This is a genomic window from Sphingopyxis sp. JAI108 (assembly GCF_013410105.1).
Taxonomy (GTDB): Bacteria; Pseudomonadota; Alphaproteobacteria; order Sphingomonadales; family Sphingomonadaceae; genus Sphingopyxis; species Sphingopyxis chilensis.
In genome coordinates this window covers 1-22,391 of sequence record NZ_JACCCJ010000005.1, presented here as the reverse complement: position 1 = coordinate 22,391, position 22,391 = coordinate 1, and the positions used below count along the sequence as shown (strand labels likewise).

Annotated in this window: 20 protein-coding genes; 15 read left to right on the top strand and 5 right to left on the bottom strand. The window is 65.1% G+C overall.

The window, feature by feature from the left end; all coding sequences use genetic code 11:
* Positions 1–86: 86 nt before the first annotated feature.
* Complete coding sequence (locus tag HDC29_RS17840; protein WP_179499649.1) at positions 87–1,403, bottom strand: SDR family NAD(P)-dependent oxidoreductase; 1,317 nt, start codon at positions 1,401–1,403, stop codon at positions 87–89.
* Positions 1,400–2,140 (bottom strand): cupin domain-containing protein, encoded by a 741-nt coding sequence (locus tag HDC29_RS17835; RefSeq protein WP_179499648.1) that lies wholly within the window; start codon positions 2,138–2,140, stop codon positions 1,400–1,402. The genes HDC29_RS17840 and HDC29_RS17835 overlap by 4 nt, the downstream gene beginning before the upstream one ends.
* 166 nt (positions 2,141–2,306) lie before the next feature.
* Between HDC29_RS17835 and HDC29_RS17830 the strand changes: the two genes are divergently transcribed.
* Entirely contained in the window at positions 2,307–3,044 is a 738-nt protein-coding gene (locus tag HDC29_RS17830; RefSeq protein ID WP_179499647.1) for a cupin domain-containing protein, read from the top strand.
* A 63-nt stretch (positions 3,045–3,107) separates the two neighbouring features.
* On the opposite strand, the gene hisD is transcribed toward HDC29_RS17830, so the two are convergent.
* Positions 3,108–4,430, bottom strand: coding sequence for a histidinol dehydrogenase (gene hisD / locus HDC29_RS17825; RefSeq protein WP_179499646.1), 1,323 nt, complete (start codon positions 4,428–4,430; stop codon positions 3,108–3,110).
* Between the two features lie 41 nt (positions 4,431–4,471).
* Positions 4,472–5,335: an oxaloacetate decarboxylase gene (locus HDC29_RS17820; RefSeq protein WP_179499645.1), complete on the bottom strand. Its 864-nt coding sequence runs from the start codon at positions 5,333–5,335 to the stop codon at positions 4,472–4,474.
* 200 nt (positions 5,336–5,535) lie between these two features.
* Between HDC29_RS17820 and HDC29_RS17815 the strand changes: the two genes are divergently transcribed.
* Positions 5,536–6,753: an MFS transporter gene (locus tag HDC29_RS17815; protein ID WP_179499644.1), complete on the top strand. Its 1,218-nt coding sequence runs from the start codon at positions 5,536–5,538 to the stop codon at positions 6,751–6,753.
* Here the strand turns inward: HDC29_RS17815 and HDC29_RS17810 are convergent, their stop codons facing one another.
* Entirely contained in the window at positions 6,754–7,461 is a 708-nt protein-coding gene (locus HDC29_RS17810) for a helix-turn-helix domain-containing protein (protein WP_257018365.1), read from the bottom strand.
* Here HDC29_RS17810 and HDC29_RS17805 point away from each other — a divergent pair.
* Genes HDC29_RS17805 through leuD (HDC29_RS17745) form a run of 13 tightly spaced genes read left to right on the top strand, consistent with a single transcriptional unit; the run spans position 7,444 to position 22,244 of the window.
* Positions 7,444–8,910: an NAD(P)/FAD-dependent oxidoreductase gene (locus HDC29_RS17805; protein WP_257018363.1), complete on the top strand. Its 1,467-nt coding sequence runs from the start codon at positions 7,444–7,446 to the stop codon at positions 8,908–8,910. The genes HDC29_RS17810 and HDC29_RS17805 overlap by 18 nt on opposite strands.
* On the top strand, positions 8,907–9,674 hold the full coding sequence (locus tag HDC29_RS17800; protein WP_179499642.1) for an arylmalonate decarboxylase: 768 nt from the start codon (positions 8,907–8,909) through the stop codon (positions 9,672–9,674). Before HDC29_RS17805 ends, HDC29_RS17800 begins: the two co-directional genes overlap by 4 nt.
* A 2-nt stretch (positions 9,675–9,676) precedes the next feature.
* Positions 9,677–10,432, top strand: a complete 756-nt coding sequence (locus tag HDC29_RS17795) for a cupin domain-containing protein (RefSeq protein WP_179499641.1) — start codon at positions 9,677–9,679, stop codon at positions 10,430–10,432.
* Positions 10,432–11,457 carry a zinc-binding dehydrogenase gene (locus HDC29_RS17790; protein WP_179499640.1) on the top strand — a complete coding sequence of 342 codons (1,026 nt, stop codon included), beginning with the start codon at positions 10,432–10,434 and terminating at the stop codon, positions 11,455–11,457. Before HDC29_RS17795 ends, HDC29_RS17790 begins: the two co-directional genes overlap by 1 nt.
* On the top strand, positions 11,454–12,860 hold the full coding sequence (leuC, locus tag HDC29_RS17785; RefSeq protein ID WP_179499639.1) for a 3-isopropylmalate dehydratase large subunit: 1,407 nt from the start codon (positions 11,454–11,456) through the stop codon (positions 12,858–12,860). Before HDC29_RS17790 ends, leuC (HDC29_RS17785) begins: the two co-directional genes overlap by 4 nt.
* The gene (leuD, locus tag HDC29_RS17780) at positions 12,857–13,462 is read left to right on the top strand and encodes a 3-isopropylmalate dehydratase small subunit (protein ID WP_179499638.1); all 606 of its coding nucleotides are present in this window, start codon (positions 12,857–12,859) and stop codon (positions 13,460–13,462) included. The genes leuC (HDC29_RS17785) and leuD (HDC29_RS17780) overlap by 4 nt, the downstream gene beginning before the upstream one ends.
* Positions 13,459–14,094, top strand: coding sequence for an isochorismatase family protein (locus tag HDC29_RS17775; protein WP_179499637.1), 636 nt, complete (start codon positions 13,459–13,461; stop codon positions 14,092–14,094). Before leuD (HDC29_RS17780) ends, HDC29_RS17775 begins: the two co-directional genes overlap by 4 nt.
* A complete protein-coding gene (locus tag HDC29_RS17770; protein ID WP_179499636.1) occupies positions 14,094–14,999 on the top strand; it encodes a hydroxymethylglutaryl-CoA lyase in 906 nt (301 codons plus the stop codon). Before HDC29_RS17775 ends, HDC29_RS17770 begins: the two co-directional genes overlap by 1 nt.
* 11 nt (positions 15,000–15,010) lie before the next feature.
* Complete coding sequence (locus tag HDC29_RS17765; RefSeq protein WP_179499635.1) at positions 15,011–17,059, top strand: hydantoinase/oxoprolinase family protein; 2,049 nt, start codon at positions 15,011–15,013, stop codon at positions 17,057–17,059.
* 22 nt (positions 17,060–17,081) lie between these two features.
* The gene (locus HDC29_RS17760) at positions 17,082–18,959 is read left to right on the top strand and encodes a hydantoinase B/oxoprolinase family protein (protein ID WP_179499634.1); all 1,878 of its coding nucleotides are present in this window, start codon (positions 17,082–17,084) and stop codon (positions 18,957–18,959) included.
* A 17-nt stretch (positions 18,960–18,976) separates the two neighbouring features.
* Positions 18,977–20,200, top strand: a complete 1,224-nt coding sequence (locus HDC29_RS17755) for a CaiB/BaiF CoA transferase family protein (protein ID WP_373562833.1) — start codon at positions 18,977–18,979, stop codon at positions 20,198–20,200.
* A complete protein-coding gene (gene leuC / locus HDC29_RS17750) occupies positions 20,197–21,639 on the top strand; it encodes a 3-isopropylmalate dehydratase large subunit (protein WP_179499632.1) in 1,443 nt (480 codons plus the stop codon). Before HDC29_RS17755 ends, leuC (HDC29_RS17750) begins: the two co-directional genes overlap by 4 nt.
* On the top strand, positions 21,636–22,244 hold the full coding sequence (gene leuD / locus HDC29_RS17745) for a 3-isopropylmalate dehydratase small subunit (protein ID WP_179499631.1): 609 nt from the start codon (positions 21,636–21,638) through the stop codon (positions 22,242–22,244). The genes leuC (HDC29_RS17750) and leuD (HDC29_RS17745) overlap by 4 nt, the downstream gene beginning before the upstream one ends.
* Positions 22,245–22,391 lie beyond the last annotated feature (147 nt).

The following is a 22,391-nucleotide window of genomic DNA, read 5'->3' as shown; positions in this document are numbered from 1 at the left end:
CGCCTTTCCTTTCGTCGCGCAAAAAAGGGGCGCCGTATCTTGCGAACGGCGCCCCCTTTTTGTCGGCTAAGGTGCGGCGGAAGATTTCAGGGAAAACCGAGTTCGAGCCCGCCCGATACTGTGATTGTCTGTCCCGACACTGCGGCGGCGGCATCAGACAGGAGGTAGGCGATCACGCTCGCCACTTCTTCGGGCACGCCGACGCGGCCGAGCGGGGTCTTGGGTTCGATCATGGCGCGAAAGGCACGCGCGCCTTGCTCCCCTAATGAATCGGCGACGCTGTCGCTCCAGATCAGGCCGGGCAAAAGGCTATTGACCCGCACGGGAACAGAGGCGGCCGCAAAGCGTGCCGCGAAACCACAAGAGAGGCCCACCATCGCTGCTTTCGACGCACTGTAGGCCGATCCGCCCGGCCCGGCGCGCAGGCCGGCGACCGAAGCGATATTGAGTACCGATCCGCCATCCTTCGCGAGCAATGCCGTCATGGCGTCGATACCCGTCCGGACACCGCGACAATTGATCCCGGTCAGAAAGGCCAGATCGTCCGAGCTTAACTCGCCGATCGGCCGGTTGCGCGCCTCGCCAGCATTGTTGACGAGACCATGCAGCGCGCCGCGAACCGAGCCGATCGTACGCGCGGCCTCCTCCCACGCCGCACCGTCGGTGACGTCGAGCCGGATTACCATACCGTCGCCGCCGACCGCGCGCACCTCTGCCAGCGTCTCTTCGGCAAGGTCGAGCTTGCGTCCGCCGACCGCGACCCAGCCACCTTGGCGACCGACCTCGATCGCTGCGGCGCGGCCGATGCCCGACGTCGCTCCCGTAACCAGCAGCGTCTTGTCGGCGAGGCCGGGCCGGGCCGGGCCGTCGCCGCGCCGCAGGCTTATCTCCGCGCCGGCCATGAATCGACCGCGGTCGTCGGCGAACATTCGGATGGCCTCCTCGATCGCCGCGGGCGCCGCATCGGGCGCGCAAAAAAGCCGGTTCGAACGCAGGCGGATGCCGGCTTTACCGGCATCGAGCAACGCGGCGGCGGTCAGCAGGCGGATCGACTCTGCGGCGGCGTCGCTGCCCGGCAGGGCGCCACCGGGTTCCGGCACGAAGCCGAGCGTCAGCAATATGCCCTCGCCCCTCTGCGCAAACAGCGGGAGCGCATATTTCGCGCCGCGCCACGCGATACCGATCGCAGGGTCCGGGTCGTCGGCGGGCGCGCTCCCCGGCGGCGCGGTCACGATGAGCTGCACCGCGTCGCCGCGTCGTTCGAGCGTCGCGATCAGGGCGTCCCATCCCGCTTCGTCGCCGTCGTCGAGCTCGATGACCGTCCAGTCCGACGCCGTCAGCGCGGCAACCGCGCGAGCGCCCAGCGCCGACGCGGGACGAACGACGATGGCAGTTCCACTCATGCGAACGCGCTCCCGAAGTTGACATAGAGTTCGCAGTCGCGCTCGGCGCGAAAGGCGGGGATCGCCTCCCCCGGCGGGATGAAGAAATAGGCGCGCCCGGCGATCGCCGGCGCACCATCGGCTGAAAGGCCGCCGCCGAGCGCAAAAACCTCGAGATAATCGTCGCGATACTGCGACGGGCTTTCCCAGCCCTGCGGTAGCCGTACCAGCGCCGAGCCTTCGCCAGTCTCGGGGTCGCGGCTGAGCAGGCAGGCGCTGACAGGCTGGCCGAGAAGCGTCGCTTCGCTCCATCCGACCATCACTCTCGCATCCCCAAACGCAGCGGGGACGCGCGGCGGCACGTCGCCTTCGATCACATAGAGATCATTGTCCGCGGGCTCGTGAACCAGATTCACGTCGAGGTCGCGGCCGACGCGCGAGAGGAAGAGGCTTTCCTGCGGAACCTGGCTCGCGAAGCCATGCACGGTGCGCGGCGGATGGAAGACATAGGCGCCGGGCACGACCCAGGTGCGCTGATCGAAGGTGAAACGCCCTGCTATTCCCAGGATTTCCTCATAGGTCGTGTGGAAGTGCGCGATCGTCGGCGGCTGATAACCCAGTCCCGGATCCATCCGCTGCATCGCGGTCCGCGCGCCCGTATCGGGATCGCGGCTGAGCAATTTGCTGAACAACCCCGGCGGGCCCAACGGCGCCCACTCCATTGCATCGACATCCAGCCCGACGATTTTCGGTCTCACTTTCACGCTCCTATCGTTGCGGAAATATCCGACTTTAGCGGCGTCGCGCCAAGCCCTGCCCGACCGAAAGGCAATTTATTCGCCAGGCGAGCAAAGAGGCAGCAATGATCGTTCGGTCCACAACGGCATGCAACAATCCGCGTCGGCTGATAAAGGAGATGCCGCGATGACAACGCCTGACGACCTTGCCCATGATATTTCGGTATGCATCCACCGCGACGCCATCGCGCCCGAGACTGCCGCGCTGTGGGGCGACGATCCCGTCGAGCTTCGCGCGCTGCGCCGCCTCGACGACGGCAGCCTGCGCAGTGCCATTGTGACCTTGCGCGCCGGTTGGGCCAGCCCGACGGCACTTGCCGTTTCCACCGTCCAGCAGTTCGCGCTGCTGTCGGGCCGCGTCCGCTTCGGCGATCACAACCTTGCCGCAGGCGCTTTCGTCGTCGTCCCCACCGGCGCAGCGATGCCAACGATGGAAGCGATCGAGCCAAGCGAGCTTATCCTGATCCAGGACCCAAAACAGGCCTATCGCCCCGTCGCCGAAGCGCATGGTGCCATCGTGACGTCCGACATTTCCGCCATCGCGCCCTTCACCCCGGTGATCGACGGAGTCCCGCTTGACGGTTTCGAGCGGCGCGTCCTGTGGCTCGACCCCCAGACGGGGGCCGATACGCGAATGCTGCGCGTTCCAGCGGGCTTTCGCGGCAGCGGCCCGAACTGGCATCCGGTGCAGGAGGAAATATTCTGCCTCAAAGGCGATATCCAGCCCGACGCGACGCGTCCGATGCGCGCAGGCTCCTATCTCTGGAACCCGGCGCGCAGCATCCATGGCTTCGACGAAGTGACGCGGGGCGGCTGCGTCCTCCTCGAATGGCACGACGGTCCGTGGGACCTGCACCGCGTCTGACAAAAAAGGGCCCGCACCCCGATTGGGATGCGGGCCAACTTCCTCCTGCGGAAGTCGATCGGGTCAGGCGACCACAGGCTCGGCGCGTCCGGCATAAGGCACGTCGCGGCCGCCATAACGGCGCACACGGATATTCGCCTGCTCGCCGTGCCCGGCGAAGCCTTCGAGCGCGCACAGACGGCTGCAATATTCGCCAATCATCGCCGACGCCGCATCGCTGGTGACGCGCTGGTAAGTGCAGGTCTTGAGGAACTTGCCCACCCAAAGCCCGCCGGTGTAGCGCGCCGCCTTGCCGGTCGGCAGCGTGTGATTGGTGCCAATGACCTTGTCGCCATAGCTCACATTGGTGCGCGGGCCGAGGAACAGGGCGCCATAGTTGGTCATGTGTTTCAGGAAATAGTCGGGATCGGCGGTCATCACCTGGACATGCTCCGATGCAATGTCGTCAGCGATCGCGACCATTTCCTCGTCGCTGTCGGCGACGATGACTTCGCCATAGGTTTCCCACGCCTTGCGTGCATGATCGGCGGTCGGCAGGATCTGGAGCAACCGCTCGACCTCCGCCATCGTCTCGCGTGCAAGTTTCTCCGACGTCGTGAGCAGGATGGCCGGGCTATCGGGGCCATGTTCGGCCTGCCCGAGCAGGTCGGTCGCGCAAAGCTCGCCGTCGGCGCCGACCTCGTCGGCGATCACCAGCGTCTCGGTCGGGCCGGCGAACAGGTCGATGCCGACGCGCCCGAACAGCTTGCGCTTGGCTTCGGCGACGAAGGCGTTGCCAGGACCGACGAGAATGTCGACGGGCTTGATCGTCTCGGTGCCGATCGCCATCGCGCCGATCGCCTGCACCCCGCCCAACACATATATATCGTCGGCACCCGCCATCACCTGCGCGGCGACGATCGCCGGCGCGGGCTTGCCCTGGAACGGCGGCGCGCATGAGATAACGCGCGGTACGCCCGCAACCTTCGCGGTGATGACCGACATATGCGCCGAGGCGAGCAGCGGGTATTTGCCGCCGGGGACATAGCAGCCCGCGGCATTGACAGGCACATGCTTGTGACCGAGGACGACGCCGGGCAGCGTCTCGACCTCGACCTCCAGCATGCTATCGCGCTGGATCTGTGCAAAATTGCGCACCTGCGTCTGCGCAAATTCGATGTCCTTCAAATCCTGGCTCGATAGCTGGTCGAGGCAATCCTGCTTTTCGCGATCGCTGAGCACGAGCGATTCGGGGTTCCAACCGTCGAATTTCTGCGAGAGTTCGCGCACAGCGGCGTCGCCGCGCGCTTCGATGTCCGCCAAAATCCGCTCGACGGTTTCGGATACGCTCTTCTGGATGTCCGCCCGCTGTTGCTGGGGGGCGCCGCGCTTCAGCCAAGTGGCCATATGTTCCTCCTGATATCTGTTCGTTCAATCCAGGGCGCGGCTCAGTCGCGCGCCCAGCGTTTTTCGAAATCCCACACGTCGCTGAAGCCGATCTGCTCGCAAAAACGGCGGAAGTCGTAGAGCGGGACGGCTGGATCGGTACCGGTGCCCTTGTCCTTGAGCGCGGTAAGCGCCGCATGCGCCGCCGCCGCCGCCGCGAGGCTGGCGAGCGCCGGGAAGATCGCGATAGAAAAGCCGAGCGCCTGCAGCCGGTCGGTCGACAGGATCGGCGTCACGCCGCCCGACGCCATGTTGGCCAGCACCGGCTGGTCGAAAGCGGCGCACACCGAGGCCATTTCCTCTTCGGAAACCAGGGCTTCGGGGAACAGCACGTCTGCGCCTGCCTTCGTATAGGCTTCCATCCGGCGCATCACGCCATCCATACCTTCGATCTGCCGCGCGTCGGTGCGCGCAATAATGATGAGGTCGTCGCTGCCGCGCGCATCGCGCGCGACCTGGATGCGCTCCACCATTTCTTCGGCAGACACGATCCGCTTGCCCGGCGTGTGACCGCACTTTTTCGGAAACTCCTGATCCTCGAGCTGGAGCGCGGCGACCCCGGCCTTTTCATAGGCGCGGACGGTATGATGGACGTTGAGCAGGCCGCCATAGCCGGTGTCGGCGTCGGCGATCACCGGCGCATTGGATATCTCGACCAGCGTTGCCATGCGGTCGACCATCTGGGTCACCGAGGCGATGCCTGCATCGGGCAGGCCGTGCGCGGATGCCGTCAGCCAATAGCCCGAGCCATAGACGGCGTCGAAGCCGACGTCGTTGGCAAGGACGGCGGTGATCATGTCCTGAATGCCGGGGGCCACAATAAAATCACCTGCCGCAAGCCGGGCGCGCAAACCGGGATATGCCATAGATTATGCTCCATGTGCCCGCCGGGCCGCGTCATGGGGCCGGATCGAGCGCCCCTGCTTCTATGGCCGCCCCGGTCATCGACAATTCGGCGAGCCGGAAATATTCGCCTGACGAACAGTGGTGACGACGGTGTAGCGCCGCCACCGCATAGCGATCATCCTTCCCTCTCCCGCGAAAGAAGGGCACAGCATTGGCAAGCATGGCAGACACGATGAAACGCGAGCGGAGCGGCTGGGTGGTAGTGTCCGCCCTGCTGCTGGTGATGACGGTCTGCCACGGCGTTATCACGTCGGGCCTGCCCGCGCTCGACACGACCCTGCTTGAAAGCCTGGACATTTCGCGCGCCGACCTGAAGCTGCGCGAAAGCATCTTCCTGATGGCGTCGGGCCTTTCGGGCCTTGGCATCGGCTTCCTGACCGCGCGCGTCGCGCCGCGAACGATCGTCTTGTCAGGTCTCGCGCTGCTGGCGATCGCGCTTGCCCTCTATGGTCACGCGCAAACAATCGGCCAGATCTATCTCCTCTACGCCCTGCTCGGCATGTGTTACGCCAGCGCGCATGTCGTCATCGTCGTGCTGATGGTGCGCCAATGCTTCAACGAAAAGCGCGCGCTCGCCATATCGGTGGCGCTGTCGGGGACCAGCATCGGCTCGGCAATCTTTCCGAGCCTGATCGTCCTCGCGCTCGAACAATATGACTGGCGACAGGTACTGACCGGCCTCGCCGTGCTGCCGCTGCTGCTGCTGCCGATCGTCGCGTTTCTGCTGCCGCGGCTCCGCGTCGGCGAGACGCTCAACCCCGCACCGCCGGTTCCGGTACAGCTCGTGACGCAGTATCGCCGCTCGCCGGTCGTCGTCGCGCTGCTGCTCGTCGCGATCTTTGCGACTTTCTTTTCCTCGACCGCCTTCCTGCTCAATCTCTTCCTTTATCTGCAGGACATCGGCCTGTCGGCGCGGCTGACCGCCACCGGGGTCAGCACCGTCTTCGTCGTCGGCCTGGTCGGCAAGGTGCTGGTCGGCATCGCGGCCGAACGATGGGGCGTCCACGCGGTCTGGACCAGCCAACAGTGCGTGCTGCTCGCCGGCGCCGCTATCCTCAGTCTGGCAATGCCGTCGATCGTCTTTGCAGGCCTCATACTGCTCGGACTCGGCTGGGCCGGATGCTATGTCCTGACGCAGGTCGTCATTTCGGAAGTCTTCGCGGGGCCAAACCTCGGGCGGATCGCCGGGGGTTTTATCGTGTTCGAGGCGATTGCCTCCGGCAGCGGCGTGTGGATCGCGGCATCGGCCGCCGACCGCTTCGGCAGTTATCAGATGGCTTTCATCCTGTGCTGCGGCCTGCTGATCGTTTCGATCCTAGCGACGCTGGCGTTCCGCCGTATCGCGATCATTCGCGACGACGGCGTGGTTGCCGGCTGATCAGGACGGCGCACGCTTCAGCATGTCGGCACCGATCCGCGCCGCCGCCTCACGCAGTGGCGCGACGAAGCGATCCACCGCCTCCGAAAGCGGCATCGCGGCAGCGAAAAACACCAGGGTCAAGGTGCCCAACAGCGCGTCGCCGATGAACAGCGGAACCGCGATCGACGAGGTGCGACCGGGGTTCGCCGAATAGCCGGTGCGGGCGACTGCGGCATAGCCTTGCGCCACTATCCGTTCCGCCTCGCCCTGCTCTTCGAACGCCGTCAGCGTCGCAGCTTCCGCGCCGGCCGCGTCAGTGCGATAATAGGCGATCAGTTCCTTCCGCACTTCCGGCGACGAATGCGCAAGAAACACGCGCCCTGACGCGGATACGGTCAGCGGGACCTGCCAGCCCGGATAATAATGATTGAAGGTGAGCGGCGTCTGGGTGCTCGTCGAATCGCGTACGACCATCGCGTTGCCGACGCGCGTCACGATGCTGATCGGCCAATGGACCTTTTGCGTCAGCGCGACGATGTGCGGGCGCGCGGTCACCACTAACTCGTCATGGTTCTGGAAGCCATAAGACAGCCCCTGGATCAGCGCCGTCGGCCGATAACGCTTACGGTCGGGTTCGCGCTCGATCACTCCCTCTTCCACCAGCGCGCGCACGATACGCAGCGCCGTGGGATACGGGACCTCGGTCGCTTGCGCGATCTCGGTCAACGTCAGCGAGCCGGTCCGGTTAATCGCGCGCAGCACTGCGAGCGCGCGCGAAATCGAGCGGATGCTGTTTTCCTGATCCATCAATCTTCCCACCTTTGTGAGGCTAGCACGGCGACCGCGCCGCAAGCGAGCGTCGGGCTATCATATTCGTCAGGCGAACAAATGGCCACGGCGCAGTGGCAAACCGATAGCCCGCACCTGAAAGTCACGGCAACGGCGGCGCGCTGGCGCTGCGTCGCAAGAGGGTGGTCAGTGCAACAGACGGAAGTAATTATCGCCGGGGCCGGTCCGGTAGGATCGGTAGCCGCGGCGCGGCTGGCGGCGATGGGAATCGACGTGATCATCTGTGAAGCCGAGGAGACGTGCGCGCACGACTTGCGCGCATCGACCTTCCATGCAGCGACGCTGGACATGCTCGATGAAATCGATGCGGCCCAGCCGCTGATCGATCGGGGATTGAAGGCGCCCATATATCAAATGCGTGACCGTCGCAGCGGCGAGCATATCGAGTTCGATCTGGGCGAAATCGCCGACCGCGCGCGCTTCCCATTCCGCCTGCAATGCGAACAACATTATATGTCGCTGCTGCTCACCGAGCGGCTGCCCCAGCTCCCCAATGCCGAGGTGCGCTTCAACACCCGCCTTGTCGCGGTCGAGCAGGATAGCGAAGGCGTAACAGCGACCTTCGAGAACAAGGATGGCGCGCACGAACAGGTGCGTGCGAAATTCCTGATTGGCGCCGACGGCTCGCGATCGGTGGTGCGCAAGCAGATCGGCGTCGAGTTCGACGGCTTCACTTATGACGAGAAATTCCTGAGCCTTTCGACCAGCTTTCCGATCGAAACGGTTATCACTGACCTTGCGCACGTTAATTACATCTCCGACCCCGACGAATGGCTCGTGCTGCTGCGAGTCCCGGCCTTGTGGCGCATTCTGGTGCCGGCCAGCGTCGACGACAGCGATGAACTGCTGAAATCCGACGCGCGCGCCGCCGAAGTGTTTGAGCGGATCGTTCCCGGGCACCGCGTCGAAACCTCGCACCGCGCCATCTATCGCGTCCACCAGCGCGTCGCCGAGAGCTTTGCGCGCGGCCGCGTGATGCTGATCGGCGATGCCGCGCACTTGAACAATCCGTTGGGCGGCTTCGGTATGAACAGCGGCATCCACGATGCCTGGAACCTCGCCGACAAGTTGTGGAGGATCCTGCGCAAGGGCGGCGACGCCGAACTGATAGGCCTGTTCGACCGCCAGCGCCGTCACGCGACGCGCGAATTCATCCAGGCGCAGACGATCGCCAACAAGGCCTTCATCGAACAGGGCGCCGGCGAGTCGCATCGCGCGCGGCTCGACCGCATGGCCGCTATTCACGCCGACCCTGCCCAGCGCCGCCAGTATCTGCTGCGCCAGGCGATGTTCGAAAGCCTTGAAGACGCGGAGAAGATCCAATGACAGGTCAAGATCGTCCCAACGCCGACCAGCTCGGCTATCGCATCAAGTTCGGCGTCCTTGGCCCATCGACCAACACGGTCGTGCAGCCCGATTTCGACGATCTGCGCGTCCATGGCGTGACCAATCACTACAGCCGCATCGTCGTCAACGACACCAAGGCGGTGTCGAACGAAAGCTTCATGGCCGGAGCGTGGGAGATCAGCGACAACACGATCGAGACCGTGAAGGGCGTGCTGACCTGCAAGCCCAACTATCTTGTCATGGGCATGTCGGCGGTCACATTCTTCGGCGGGGCCGAGGGGGCGGTCAAATGGCGCGAGAATGTCGAGCAGGTCTCGGGCCTGGGCGTATCGACCGGGTCCGAAGCCACCGCTGCGGCGCTCGCGGCATATGGCGGCATCAAAAAGGTCGCTTTCTTCTCGCCCTATTATCCGACGGCCAACGCAGAGGTCCGCAATTTCCTGTCGGATCACGGCTATGAAACGGTGCGCGACATTCCGCTGCAATGCCCGTCGTGGACCGCAATCGCCGAAGTGTCGGAGCGGCGGATCATCGACACCTTCAAGGCCCTCGACGGCGACGATGTCGACGCGATCATCCAGTGCGGTACCAATATCTCGGCGATGCGCGCCGCCGCCGCCGCCGAACTGTGGCTCGGCAAGCCCGTCATCGCGATCAACACCGCCACCTATTGGCACGCGCTGCGCGCCAACGGGATCGGGGAGCGCGTCCACGGCTTTGGCCGCCTGATGAGCGAGTTTTGATCATGGCCGCCCCTCAGATGATCGCCGAGCCGCTCACCCGCATCCGCCCCTCGGAAATCGAGTGGGAGGCGCTCGGAACGCATGGCATCACGCGCAAGCGGCTCGGCTATGACGAAGCGTCGGGCTATGTCACCGCGCTGGTGAACATCCCCGTTGGCTGGCACGGCGGCGGCATCGCCCATTATCATCACGCGTTCGAGGAAGTGTTTATGCTCTCCGGGTCGGTGACCGTGGGGGGGACGCATTACTGGAAGGCCGGCGACTATTTCTATCGTCCCGCGCAGGTTGTCCACGGACATGACGAACGCGCCGAAGAGGGTGCGACCGCATTGATCCGCAGCGACGGTCCGCTTGCCCTGCTCTTGATCCACGAGCCAGACGAGCCGGACGAATATCCCCTCCCCGCCTATGACGATGGCCGCGGTCACCTTTACAGCCTGCCGGTCGACGAGGTCGAATGGATCGCCGACCCCGAATTCCCTGCCGAATGGCGCATCCGGCCGCTGTCGACCGATGCGCGCGACGGGGCACGGACGGTGATGGTCGATATTCCCGCCGGCTGGACGGCGAGCGGGACCGGGCGCCCCGCAGCATGGGAAGCCTGCTTACTCGATGGCGGCGTAAAGGGCGAAAAAGCGGATTTCGCAGTCGGCGACTATAGCGCCGGGCCCGCGGGTACCGAGGTTTTCGGCGCGCTGTCGAGCGAGAATGGCTGCCGGCTCATCCTCTGGCTTTTCGCGCCGGACCGAGCGGCCTGATGCGCGCTGCGCGCCTTTTCGGACCGGGCGATCTTCGGATCGTCGACCTGCCCGTGCCCGTCCCTGGGCCGGGCCAGGTCCTGGTGCGCGTCATGACCTATGCGCCATATGGCACCGATGTCGGGACTTATCTGAACCGCCATGGCCGCTATGTCTCCGCATATCCGGTCGGCATCGGGGCCGATTTTTCGGGAATCGTCGAATCCTGCGGCCCCGGCGTCGGGGGATTGGCGCCGGGCGACCGGGTCGCCGCGCTGGCGCTCGATCATTGTGGGGGCTGCGCCAATTGCACGTCGGGCCGCACCAACCTGTGCCTCGATCCGGCGTTTGCCACCCTCGTCCGCCAGACGTGCTGCGAGGAATATACGCTGGTATCCGCGCGCAAACTTGCCGTGCTGCCGGACAATGTGGCGTTCGAGGATGCGGCGATGCTCGCAGGCATCGTCGATGCGCTCAACGCTTATGAACAAATGGGTCTCGACGCCGGCGATAACGTTGCAGTCGTCGGCGTCGGGGCGATGGGACTGGGCGCGATCGCAACCGCGATCGCACTGGACCTGCACGTCACCGCGCTCGGCGGAACAGGCGGGCGCTCCAAGCTTGCAGCGGGATTGGGCGCGGTGGCACTGTCAATCGCCCATCATGGCGAAGACCTCGCGCCGCGCGCCATGGCGCATCGCCCCGGCGGTTTTCCCGCGATCATCGAGACGACGGCATCCGACTGGGGCATGGCTCAGGCCTTTGCCGTCGCGGCGCCGGGCGCGATCGTCGCGCTCACCGGCGGCGGGCAATTGCCGCTGACCAGTTGGGACGTCGTCGACCGCGAACTGCGCATCGTCGGCGTGCGCGCCGGACACCATCAGGCAAGGGCGATGGACTTGATCGCCAGCGGTAAGCTCAGCCTGCAATCGACCGTCAGCGGCCGCTTTCCGCTCGAATGCGCGGCGGACGCTTTTACGCGCCTTGCGGGCGAGGAAGCGAAAGACATCGGCCGATTCCTCATCGATATCGGCGGCGCGCGATGAGCGGCCGCACCCTGTATCAGAAATTGTGGGACGCGCATGTCGTACGCGACTTCGGCGATGGATCGGCGCTGATCTATGTCGACCGCCATCTGTTGCAGGAAACGAGCACCCACCAGTCGTTCGCGGCGCTGCGCGAAAGCGGTCGCGCCGCACGACGGGCTGAAACGCATTTGGCGGTGCCCGACCATGCCGTCCCGACCGACGCGCGCGGTGGGCCGATCGTCGATGCTCTCGCCGAGGCGCAGATCGCGGCGCTCAAGATCAACGCCCGCGACTTCGGCATCGCCCACATCGACCTTGAGGATGCAAGACAGGGCATCGTCCATGTCATCGGTCCCGAACAGGGCTTGACGCTACCCGGCATTACATTGGCGTGCGGCGACAGCCATACATCGACCCACGGCGCGTTCGGCGCGCTGGCGTTCGGGATCGGCGCCAGCGACTGCGCAACGGTGATTGCCACCCAATGCCTGGTGCAACAACGGGCACGGACGCTCGAAATTCGTATCGAGGGCACGCCTGGCCCATGGGTCGGTGCAAAGGATTTGGCGCTCGCGCTCATAGGGCGCCACGGCACCGGCTTCGCGGCGGGCCATGCAATCGAATATCGCGGCGCAGCGGTCGAGGCGATGCCAATGGCAGCCCGAATGACCCTGTGCAACATGTCGATCGAGGCCGGCGCGCGTATCGGCATGGTGGCGCCCGACGCGACGACCTTCGCATGGCTGCGCGGCCGGCCCTACGCGCCATCGGGCGCGATGTGGTACCGGGCGGTCGATTACTGGCGATCGCTGGCAAGCGATGCCGGCGCCGCCTATGATCGCTCGCTGACGCTCGACGTCACCGGCCTCGCCCCTCAAGTTACCTGGGGCACCAGCCCGCAAGATGCGATCGCCATCGATGCGCGCGTGCCGCACCCCGACGAGGCCGAAGACGAAAGCGAGGCGCAGCGCCGCCGCCGCGCGCTCGCCTATATGGGCCTGACGCCGGGGATGGCGCTTTGCGACATCTCGGTCGATCACGTCTTCATCGGGTCCTGCACCAACGGCCGGATCGAGGATTTGCGTATAGCCGCCGAAGTCGCCTCCGGGCGCCGCGTCGCCTCGACCACCCGCGCGATTGTCGTGCCCGGATCAACCGCAGTGAAGCGGCAGGCCGAGGCCGAGGGTCTCGACCGCATCTTCACTGACGCCGGCTTCGAATGGCGTCATGCGGGCTGCTCGATGTGCGTCGCGATGAATGCCGACCGCCTCCAGCCCGGCGAACGCTGCGCCTCGACTTCGAACCGCAATTTCGAGGGGCGGCAGGGCCGGGGCGGCCGCACGCACCTGATGAGCCCCGCGATGGCGGCGGCCGCGGCGATTGCCGGCCACCTCGCCGACGTGCGCGAGGTTGCGGCATGACGCCCTTTACCGCCCTCTCCTCGCCCGCATTGCCGCTGCTGGAAGACCGGATCGACACCGACGTCATCTTCCCCGCACGCTTCCTGCTGCTGATGCGGCGCGGCGACATGGGACGTTATTTCTTTCACGACCGCCGGTTCGAGCCCGACGGTGCCCCGATCGCGAACAATCCAGTCGATGATCCGCGCTACACCGGGGCACAGATCCTGATCGCCGGCGCCGATTTCGGCAGCGGGTCGAGCCGAGAACAAGCGGTATGGGCGCTGACCGGATTTGGCATCCGGTGCGTGATTGCTGAAAGCTTCGGCGAGATTTTCGCCGCTAATTGTCTGCGCAACGGCGTCCTCGCCATCGCGCAGCCACGCGCGCTGATCGAGCGCCTCGCAGCCGCGAGCGGACCGCTCGATATCGACCTCGCGGCGCAGACGATCGCCTTCGACGACGAAAGCCTCGCCTTCGACATCGCCCCGGGCGACCGCGAGCGATTGCTCAAAGGCTGGGACGACATCGACCTGATCCTCGAACGCGAAGGTCCGCGCGTCGCGGCCTTCGAGGCGCAGCAGCGCCAGACGCAACCCTGGCTTTACGGATATGACGCATGACCGATGAACTCACCGAAAATTACCAGCGCGCCTTTGGCCGCCGCGTCGGCTTCGGCAAGCGACCGGCGCTGGTCCTGATCGATCTGTGCCGCGCCTATTACGACCCCGAATGCGACCTCTATATGGAATCGGACGCATCGCTGGCATCGGCGTTGCGGGTTCGCGAGGCGGCTCATGCGGCCGGCATTCCCGTCGTCCTGACCAACGTCGTCTACCATCCCACGGCGATCGACGGCGGGCGCTTCTTCGAAAAATCGAAGCCGCTGCGCTATTTTATTCAGGGCAATCCGATGGGTGATTGGCCCGAAGGACTGACGCCGCGACCCGACGAACTGATCGTGTCGAAACAATATCCGAGCGCCTTTTTCGGCACTTCGCTCGCCTCCACACTGACGGCGCTGGGCATCGACAGCGTTCTGCTCGGCGGCGTTTCGACCAGTGGCTGCGTGCGCGCGAGCTGCGTCGATGCGATGTCGCACGGCTTTCGCACCATCGTCATCGCCGACGCATGTGGTGACCGCCACCCCGATCCGCACAACGCCAACCTGTTCGACATGGAAGCCAAATATGCCGACGTCGTCGCGGAAGACGATGCCATTCACTATCTGGCGTCGCTGGACCGACAGACCTGATGCGGACGGCAGTCGAAATTGTCGAGGTCGCGCCGCGCGACGGGCTGCAGAATGAAAAGCGCCTGTTCACGACCGCGCAGAAGATCGACCTGATCCAGCGCATGGTCACGGCAGGCGCGCGCCGCATCGAGGTGGCGAGCTTTGCCCGCCCCGATCGGGTGCCGCAGATGGCCGATGCCGAAGCGGTCATTGCCGGCCTTTCGCTGCCCGATGATGTCGTCACCATCGGGCTGGTGATGAACAAGAAAGGCGCCTTGCGCGCGCTTGATACCAACGTGAAGGAAATCGGCGCCGTCTGCGTCGCATCCGACAGCTTCGCGCAGCGCAACCAGGGTCAGACGTCGCTGGACTCTGCCAACATGGCCGCCGACGTCGTCCGGTTTGCGCGTAGCGAGGGGCGCCGCGCGCAGGTCGCGATCGGAGCCGCCTTCGGCTGTCCGTTCGAGGGCGAGGTCGATCCGGCGCATGTCATCGTCCTCGCGGCGCGCCTCGCGGACGCGGGCCCGGTCGAAATCGCGCTCGCCGACACCATCGGCGTGGCGGTGCCCGCGCAGATTTTCGCGCTGGTTTCCGAAGTGCGCGCCGAGATCGGCGCCGTTCCGGTTCGCGTCCACCTTCACAATACGCGCGGCACCGGTATCGCCAATGCATGGGCGGCGATCGAAGCGGGCGCCGCAACACTCGACGCGTCCGTCGGGGGCATCGGCGGCTGTCCCTTTGCACCCGACGCAACCGGCAACATCGCGACCGAAGACCTGCTCTACATGCTGGACCGGTCCAGCATCGCGACCGGCTACGACCTCGGCCGGACGATCGACACCGCGCATTGGCTCGCGGGCGAGATGGAAGCGCCTCTCCCTGCCCTCGTCAGCCGCGCCGGCCCCTTTCCGAACTTGCAGGCATAAGGACTTACCCCATGACATATCGTCTCGGCGTCGACGTCGGCGGCACTTTTACCGACCTGCTGCTGTTCCAGGAAAAGACCGGCGAATTCTGGCGTCACAAGACGCCTTCGACTCCGCACGACAGTTCGGAAGGCATTTTGAACGGGGTCGATGCGATCTGCGAAAAGGCCGGCATCACCCCCGCCGATGTCGAGGTCTTCCTGCACGGCACCACCGTCGCGACGAACGCGGTGCTGGAGGGTAAGGGCGCGCGCGTCGGCCTGATCGTGACCGAGGGCTATCGCCAGATCATGCAGATCGCGCGCAGCTTCGTGCCCGGCGGTCTCGCGGGCTGGATCGTCTGGCCGAAGCCGCAGCCGCTCGCCGCGCTCGAGGATACGGTCGAGATCAAAGGGCGCATGACCGCACAGGGCGCCGAACTGCGCCCGACCGACGACAGCGACATCCGCGGGGCGCTGCTGAAGCTGAAGGAGCAGGGCGTCGAGGCGCTGACGATCAGCCTGATGAATGCCTATCTCAACGGCGCGCACGAAGCGCGCGTCGCTGAACTGGCTGCGGAGATCATGCCCGATATTCCGGTGTCGCTGAGCCATATCGTCCTGCCCGAAATGCAGGAATATGAACGCACACTCACCACCGTTGCCAACGCCGCAGTGCGCCCGGTCGTCGGCCGCTATGTTCGCAAACTGCGCGACCGGCTGCGCGGCGCTGGGATGGCGGGCAAGCTGTCGCTGCTCCGCTCCGATGGGGGACTCATGACTTCCGAAAAATCGGAGGAACATCCGGTATCGTTGCTGATGTCGGGCCCGGCGGGCGGCGTGACCGGCGCGATCTGGGTCGGACGCAACGCGGGGATCAGCAATATCCTGACCCTCGATGTCGGCGGCACCTCAACCGACGTTGCGCTGATCGAAAATCTGGAAGCGCGCCGCGTCCGCACCACCGAGGTCGGGCATCTGTCGGTGCGTGCCTCCGCGCTCGACGTGAAGACGGTGGGCGCAGGCGGCGGCTCGATCGCCTATGTCCCCGAACTCACCGGCGCCCTGCGCGTCGGACCGCAGTCGGCGGGCGCGGTTCCGGGGCCCGTCGCCTATGGCAAGGGCGGTGCCCAGCCCACCGTCACCGACGCCAACGTCGTGCTTGGCTACCTGCCCGAAGCCCTCCTCGGCGGCAGTTTCAAGCTCGACAAGGAGGGCGCGACCGCGGCGGTTCAGACGATCGCCGACGCGCTCGGCATCGACCTTTACGCTGCCGCGCGCGGCATCATCGACATCGCGAACGAAAATATGTTCGGCGCGCTGCGCATGATCTCGGTCCAACAAGGCTACGACCCGCGCGATTTCGCACTGATGGGTTTCGGCGGCGCGGGTCCGCTCCACGTCAATGCCGTCGCGCGACTGATGGGCAGCTGGCCCGCGGTGTCGCCGGTGTCGCCCGGCGTCCTCTGCGCACTTGGCGACGCGACGACACGCATGCGAACCGAAAGCGCGCGCAGCTTCTCGCGCCTCGCGTCGCACACCACGCTCGCCGAACTGACCGCCGTTCTCGACGAGATGGCGGCGCAAACCCGCGGCGAACTGGAACAGGAAGGCATCGCGCCCGACGATGTGACGATCCAGTTCGAAATCGACATTCGCTATGCCGGTCAGGCGTTCGAGGTGCCGATGGACGTCACACTGGCCGACCTTGCCATCGGCGGCATTACCGCCATCACAGCGCGCTTTGATGAAGAGCATCATCGCCTCTTCACATTCAACATGGAGGCGGAGCATGAGATCGTGAACCTGCGCGCGGTCGCCCTCGGCCAGACGCTAGACCTGCCCGCTGCCGAATTGCCCAAGGGCGATGGCGACCCGTCCGCCGCGAAGATCCGCGATCACCATCTGTGGATGGACGGCGCCATGCGGGAGGCCGCGATCTACGACCGCGCCAAGCTGCGCCAGGGTGACCGCATCGCCGGTCCCGCCATCGTGACCGAGATGGACTCGACCACGCTGATCGAAACCGGATGCATCGCGACGGTCGATGCCGTCGGCAACATCCTGATCAATCTCGCCTGATCCGAATAGGAGGAACCAGACCATGCCCGCACGGATCATTCAGACCAACGACACCCCGTTCGACAAGGTAGCGATCGACCCCGTCACGCTCGACATCATCGAAAATGCGCTGCGCAACGCGCGCGTCGAGATGGATGCGACGCTGGTGCGCACTGCCATGTCCCCCGGCATTCGCGAACAGGGAGACGCCTTTCCGCTGATCGCCGACCACGAGGGCCGGATGATCGTCGGCCAGTTCGGCAGCTTCATCGGCGGCTTCCTGCGCGGCTACGACGGCACGGTGGAGGAAGGCGACATGTTCTTCCTGTCAGATCCCTATTCGGTAGAGGGCGCGATTAGCCATTCGAACGACTGGCTGGTCCTGCTGCCCGTGTTCAAGGATGGCCGCCTGCTCGCCTACACCGCGATGTTCGGGCACCAGTCGGACATCGGCGGCATGGTGCCGGGATCGATGCCGATCCACGCGACGAACATCTTTCAGGAAGGTGTGCGCATCCCGCCCGTCAAAATCTATCGCGGCGGCGAATATAACGAGGATCTGGTCAAGCTGGTGCTGCACCAATCGCGGACACCCCAATGGTGCGCCGCCGACCTCAATGCGCTGATCGCGTCGTGCCGCGTCGCCGCGCGCCGCGTCGAGGAAATGGCCGACCGTTTCGGGATCGATAATTACACCTCGGCGACCGAGGAACTGCTCGCGCGCAACCACCGGGCGATGAAGACGCTGCTGTCGCAGGCGGTGTCGGAAGAGAAGGTCAGCTTTCAGGACTATCTGTGCGATGACGGCATGGGGTTCGGGCCTTATCGTCTCAAATGCACGATGTGGCGCGAGGGGCAGACGGTCATCCTCGATTTCGACGGCACCGACCCGCAATCCATCGCGTCGATCAACTTCTATATGAACGAAAATATGTTCAAGATGTTCTTCGGCATCTACATGATCATGGTCTTCGACCCGCAGATCATGTTCAACGACGGCTTCTATGACCTGATCGAGGTCCGCATTCCGGAAGGATCGCTGCTCAAGCCGAAATTTCCCGCTGCGCTGTCGGGTCGCACGCACGCGCTCGGCCGCATATTCGACATTCTCGGCGGCCTGCTCGGCCAGAAAACGCCGGAGTTTCTCAACGCCGCGGGTTTCTCCTCATCGCCGCACCTCTTCTATGCGGGCACCGACCAGAAGGGCGACTGGTTCCAGCTGTTCCAGATCGGTTTCGGCGGTATTCCGGGCCGCCCGATGGGCGACGGGCCCGACGGCCATTCGCTGTGGCCGGGCTTTACCAACGTCCCCAACGAATTTCTCGAACGATATTTTCCGCTGGTCATCGAACGTTACGAAACCGTCGCGGATTCGGGCGGCGCGGGCCTCAATCGTGGCGGCAACGGCATCATCATGTCGTATCGCTTCCTCGAACCCGGCGTGATCGCGCTGCATGACGACCGCTGGTTCGTGCCGCCATGGGGCGTCAATGGCGGCAAGCCGGGCGCGCGCGCGCGCAAGATACTCGAAAAGCCCGACGGATCGCAGATCATCCTGGGCAACAAGGTCGAGGATGTGAAGGTCGAAGCCAACGATGTGCTGCACTTTGTCACCTGGGGCGGCGGCGGCTGGGGCGATCCCCTGGACCGCGACCCCGGGCTGGTCGCAAAGGAGGTCGTGCAGGGGCTGGTCTCGGTCGAAGGCGCGCGGGCCTATGGCGTGGTGATCGGGAAGGACGGCGGGGTCGATGCCGCCGCGACCACGGTGCTGCGCGATGCGATGCGCAGCGAGCGCGGAGCGATCGAAGTGTTTGACTTCGGACCCGACATCGAAACGCTGCGCGCGAATTGCGAGGCCGAGACCGGCCTGCCCGCTCCGGTGCAGCCGCGCTGGGCGGACTATCACGTCGCGGCGGAATAATCGCGGAAGGCATGAAAATGACGGATGAAACGAACGAGGGTGCCCTGAAGGGCATCCGGGTGGTCGAACTCGGCCAGTTGATCGCTGGACCCTTCTGCGGCCAGCTTTTGGGCGATATGGGCGCCGAGATCATCAAGGTCGAGCCCCCCGAGGTCGATGGCCCGAATGGCAGGAGTGGCGGCGATCCGATGCGCCACTGGGGCCATGGCGACGCCAAGCTGTGGTGGGAGGTCGTCTCGCGCAACAAGAAGTCGGTGTCCGCCAACCTTCGCGTTCCGGAGGGACAGGAACTGGTGCGCAAGCTCGCGGCGACCGCCGACATATTGATCGAGAATTTCAAGCCGGGGACGCTCGAACGTTGGGGTCTCGGTCCCGAAATATTGCACGAAATCAACCCGCACCTCATCATCGTGCGGGTGTCGGGCTATGGTCAGACCGGACCCTATTCGAGCCGCGCGGGCTTCGGCGGTATCGGCGAAGCGATGGGCGGGTGGCGCTATATCGTCGGCGATCCCGATCGCGCACCCAGCCGGATGGGCGTATCGATCGGCGACAGCCTGGCCGCCACTTATGGCTGCATGGGCGCCCTCGCCGCGCTCCACGCGCGCGAACGCAACGGCAAGGGCCAGGTTGTCGACAGCGCGCTATACGAGGCGGTGCTTCAGGTCATGGAAAGCCTGGTGCCCGAATATCTGGTATCCGGCCACATCCGCAAACGCACCGGATCGATCCTCGAAGGCGTCTCTCCGTCGAACGTCTACCCGACCAGCGACGGGGAATATCTGATCGGCGCCAATCAGGATGCGGTCTTCGCGCGGCTCTGCACCGCGATGGGCCGGCCCGAACTCGCGGCCGACGATCGGTATGCGACCCATATTGCCCGCGCCAACAACCTGCACGAACTCGACGAAATCATCGCAGAATGGACGCGGACGCTGACCGTCGATGAACTCGAAGCGCTGATGATCGAACACAGCGTTCCCGCCGGTAAAATCTATCGCGCGCCCGAAATGCTCGACGATCCTCATTTCGCCGCGCGCGAGGCGCTGGTTGAAGTCGAGAGCGAACGCTGGGGCAAGTTCCGGATGCAGAACGCCTTCCCCAAATTATCCGGCACGCCGAGCAGCATCCGCACGCCCGCTCCCGTACGGGTCGGCCAGCACAATGACGACATATATCGCGGCCTGCTGGGCATGACCGAGACCGAGATCTCCGAACTGAAGGCCGCCAAGGCGATATGAGCGCTCCGCCGCGGACCCTTTACGAGAAGATATGGGACGCACATGTCGTCGATCGCCGCGACGACGGGACGTGCCTGATCTACATCGACCGACACCTCGTCCACGAAGTGACGAGCGCGCAGGCGTTCGAGGGCCTGCGGCTCGCCGGGCGGAAAGTGCGCCGGCCCGACCTGACGCTTGCCGTGCCCGACCATAATCTGCCGACGACGCCGCGCCGCGATGAAAGCGGTGCGCGCATCCCGATCGCCGATCCGCAAAGCGCCGCGCAGCTCGCCGCGCTCGAGGCGAATGCTCCGGCGTTCGGTATCCGCTACATCGGCGACGCCGATCCCGAACAGGGCATCGTCCACGTCGTCGGCCCCGAGCAGGGCTTCACCCTGCCCGGCACGACGCTGGTCTGCGGTGACAGCCATACATCGTCGCACGGTGCGCTCGGCGCCCTCGCCTTCGGTATCGGCACGTCGGAGGTCGAGCATGTGCTTGCGACGCAGACGCTGCTTCTCAAGCAATCGCGCACGATGGAAGTGCGCATCGACGGCACGCTCGGCTTCGGGGTCAGCCCAAAGGATGTCGCGCTGGCCATTGTCGGCCGGGTCGGTGCCGGCGGCGGCACCGGCCATGTCATCGAATATCGCGGTTCTGCAATGGCGAACATGTCGATCGAGGGCCGCCTCACCATCGCCAACATGTCGATCGAGGCGGGCGCGCGTTCGGGGCTATTCGCCCCGGACGAGGCGACCTTCGCCTATCTGCGCGGACGCCCGATGGCACCGACCGGGACGGAATGGGATCGCTGGTTGTCGTACTGGCGCGCACTTACCACCGATCCCGACGCCACCTTCGACAAGTCGATAGCCATCGACGCCGGCACCATCGCGCCCGGCGTGACATGGGGCACCAGTCCCGAGGATGTCGTGCCCATTACAGGCGTCGTTCCGGACCCCGAAAGCTTCGCGCACGACGCCAAGCGCGACGCCGCGCGCAAGTCGCTAGCCTATATGGGTCTCGTCCCTGGAACGCGGATGCAGGACGTCGCGGTCGAGAATATCTTCATCGGCAGTTGCACCAACAGCCGGATCGAGGATCTGCGCGCCGCTGCCGCCATATTGCGCGGGCGCCGTATCGCCGGGTCGGTCCGTCAGGCCCTTGTCGTGCCGGGGTCGGGTCTGGTGAAGCGCGCCGCTGAGCAAGAAGGACTGGATCGCATCTTCGTCGAAGCGGGCTTCGAATGGCGCGAGCCCGGCTGTTCAGCCTGTCTGGGAATGAACCCCGACAAGGTCCCTGCCGGCGAGCGCTGCGCCTCTACGAGCAACCGCAACTTCATGGGGCGGCAAGGTCCGGGCGCGCGCACGCATCTTATGTCCCCCGCGATGGCCGCCGCTGCTGCTGTGACCGGACGTCTGGCCGACGTGCGCAACCTTGTGGGCGACGAGCGATGAACGCGCCGCTGACGCACATCGCCGGCCGCGCCTATCCGTTTGGGATGAAAAACTGCGATACCGACGTGATCATCGGTGCAGAATGGCTGAAGACCATCAGCCGCCAGGGTCTCGGCACCGGGGCTTTCGCGGCGCTGCGCGACATGCCCGGCCACATCCTCGCCGCCCCCGAATATGCGGGCAGCCCGATCCTGATCGCCGGGGACAATTTCGGGTGCGGATCAAGCCGCGAACATGCCGCATGGGCGCTCGCGGACTTCGGCATCAGAGCCATCGTTGCTCCCAGCTTCTCTGACATATTTTCGAGCAACGCCTTCAAGAACGGCATCTTGACGCTGACGCTTCCCCAGCAGGTAGTCGACCATTTGATGGCAATCGCATCCGAACAGTCCTTCGTGATCGATCTGGCGGCGCAGCGGGTCGCCTCATCCGCCGGAGACATCTTCGATTTCGAAATCGATCCGTTCCGCAAATATTGCCTGCTGAACGGGCTCGACGAAATCGATATCACGCTGTCGCTCGCCGACAAGATTTCGCGCTTCGAAGAAGACAGCCCTCATCCATCGGTCGCAGTCCGTCGCCCCCGATCTCAAGCCCTCGCCTGATTTGCTCGCATGTAACTTTCTCTCGCACGATCCTTAATCCAACTCTGGCCGGTGCACGAACCGCTGCGCGGATTGGTGCTAGCCTCGATGTAAAGCGGCCCAGCGATCGCCGCACCTGATTGAACGCGGGCTGCCGCAGGCAGACCC

Coding starts and splice junctions, on each gene's coding strand:
- leuC (WP_179499639.1), top strand. CDS start 11,454: ATGAGCGGCCGCACCCTGTATCAGAAATTGTGGGACGCGCATGTCGTA.
- HDC29_RS17790 (WP_179499640.1), top strand. CDS start 10,432: ATGCGCGCTGCGCGCCTTTTCGGACCGGGCGATCTTCGGATCGTCGAC.
- HDC29_RS17765 (WP_179499635.1), top strand. CDS start 15,011: ATGACATATCGTCTCGGCGTCGACGTCGGCGGCACTTTTACCGACCTG.
- hisD (WP_179499646.1), bottom strand. CDS start 4,430: ATGGCCACTTGGCTGAAGCGCGGCGCCCCCCAGCAACAGCGGGCGGAC.
- HDC29_RS17815 (WP_179499644.1), top strand. CDS start 5,536: ATGGCAGACACGATGAAACGCGAGCGGAGCGGCTGGGTGGTAGTGTCC.
- leuD (WP_179499638.1), top strand. CDS start 12,857: ATGACGCCCTTTACCGCCCTCTCCTCGCCCGCATTGCCGCTGCTGGAA.
- HDC29_RS17775 (WP_179499637.1), top strand. CDS start 13,459: ATGACCGATGAACTCACCGAAAATTACCAGCGCGCCTTTGGCCGCCGC.
- HDC29_RS17770 (WP_179499636.1), top strand. CDS start 14,094: ATGCGGACGGCAGTCGAAATTGTCGAGGTCGCGCCGCGCGACGGGCTG.
- leuD (WP_179499631.1), top strand. CDS start 21,636: ATGAACGCGCCGCTGACGCACATCGCCGGCCGCGCCTATCCGTTTGGG.
- HDC29_RS17800 (WP_179499642.1), top strand. CDS start 8,907: ATGACAGGTCAAGATCGTCCCAACGCCGACCAGCTCGGCTATCGCATC.
- HDC29_RS17830 (WP_179499647.1), top strand. CDS start 2,307: ATGACAACGCCTGACGACCTTGCCCATGATATTTCGGTATGCATCCAC.
- HDC29_RS17840 (WP_179499649.1), bottom strand. CDS start 1,403: ATGAGTGGAACTGCCATCGTCGTTCGTCCCGCGTCGGCGCTGGGCGCT.
- HDC29_RS17755 (WP_373562833.1), top strand. CDS start 18,977: ATGACGGATGAAACGAACGAGGGTGCCCTGAAGGGCATCCGGGTGGTC.
- HDC29_RS17795 (WP_179499641.1), top strand. CDS start 9,677: ATGGCCGCCCCTCAGATGATCGCCGAGCCGCTCACCCGCATCCGCCCC.
- HDC29_RS17820 (WP_179499645.1), bottom strand. CDS start 5,335: ATGGCATATCCCGGTTTGCGCGCCCGGCTTGCGGCAGGTGATTTTATT.
- HDC29_RS17760 (WP_179499634.1), top strand. CDS start 17,082: ATGCCCGCACGGATCATTCAGACCAACGACACCCCGTTCGACAAGGTA.
- leuC (WP_179499632.1), top strand. CDS start 20,197: ATGAGCGCTCCGCCGCGGACCCTTTACGAGAAGATATGGGACGCACAT.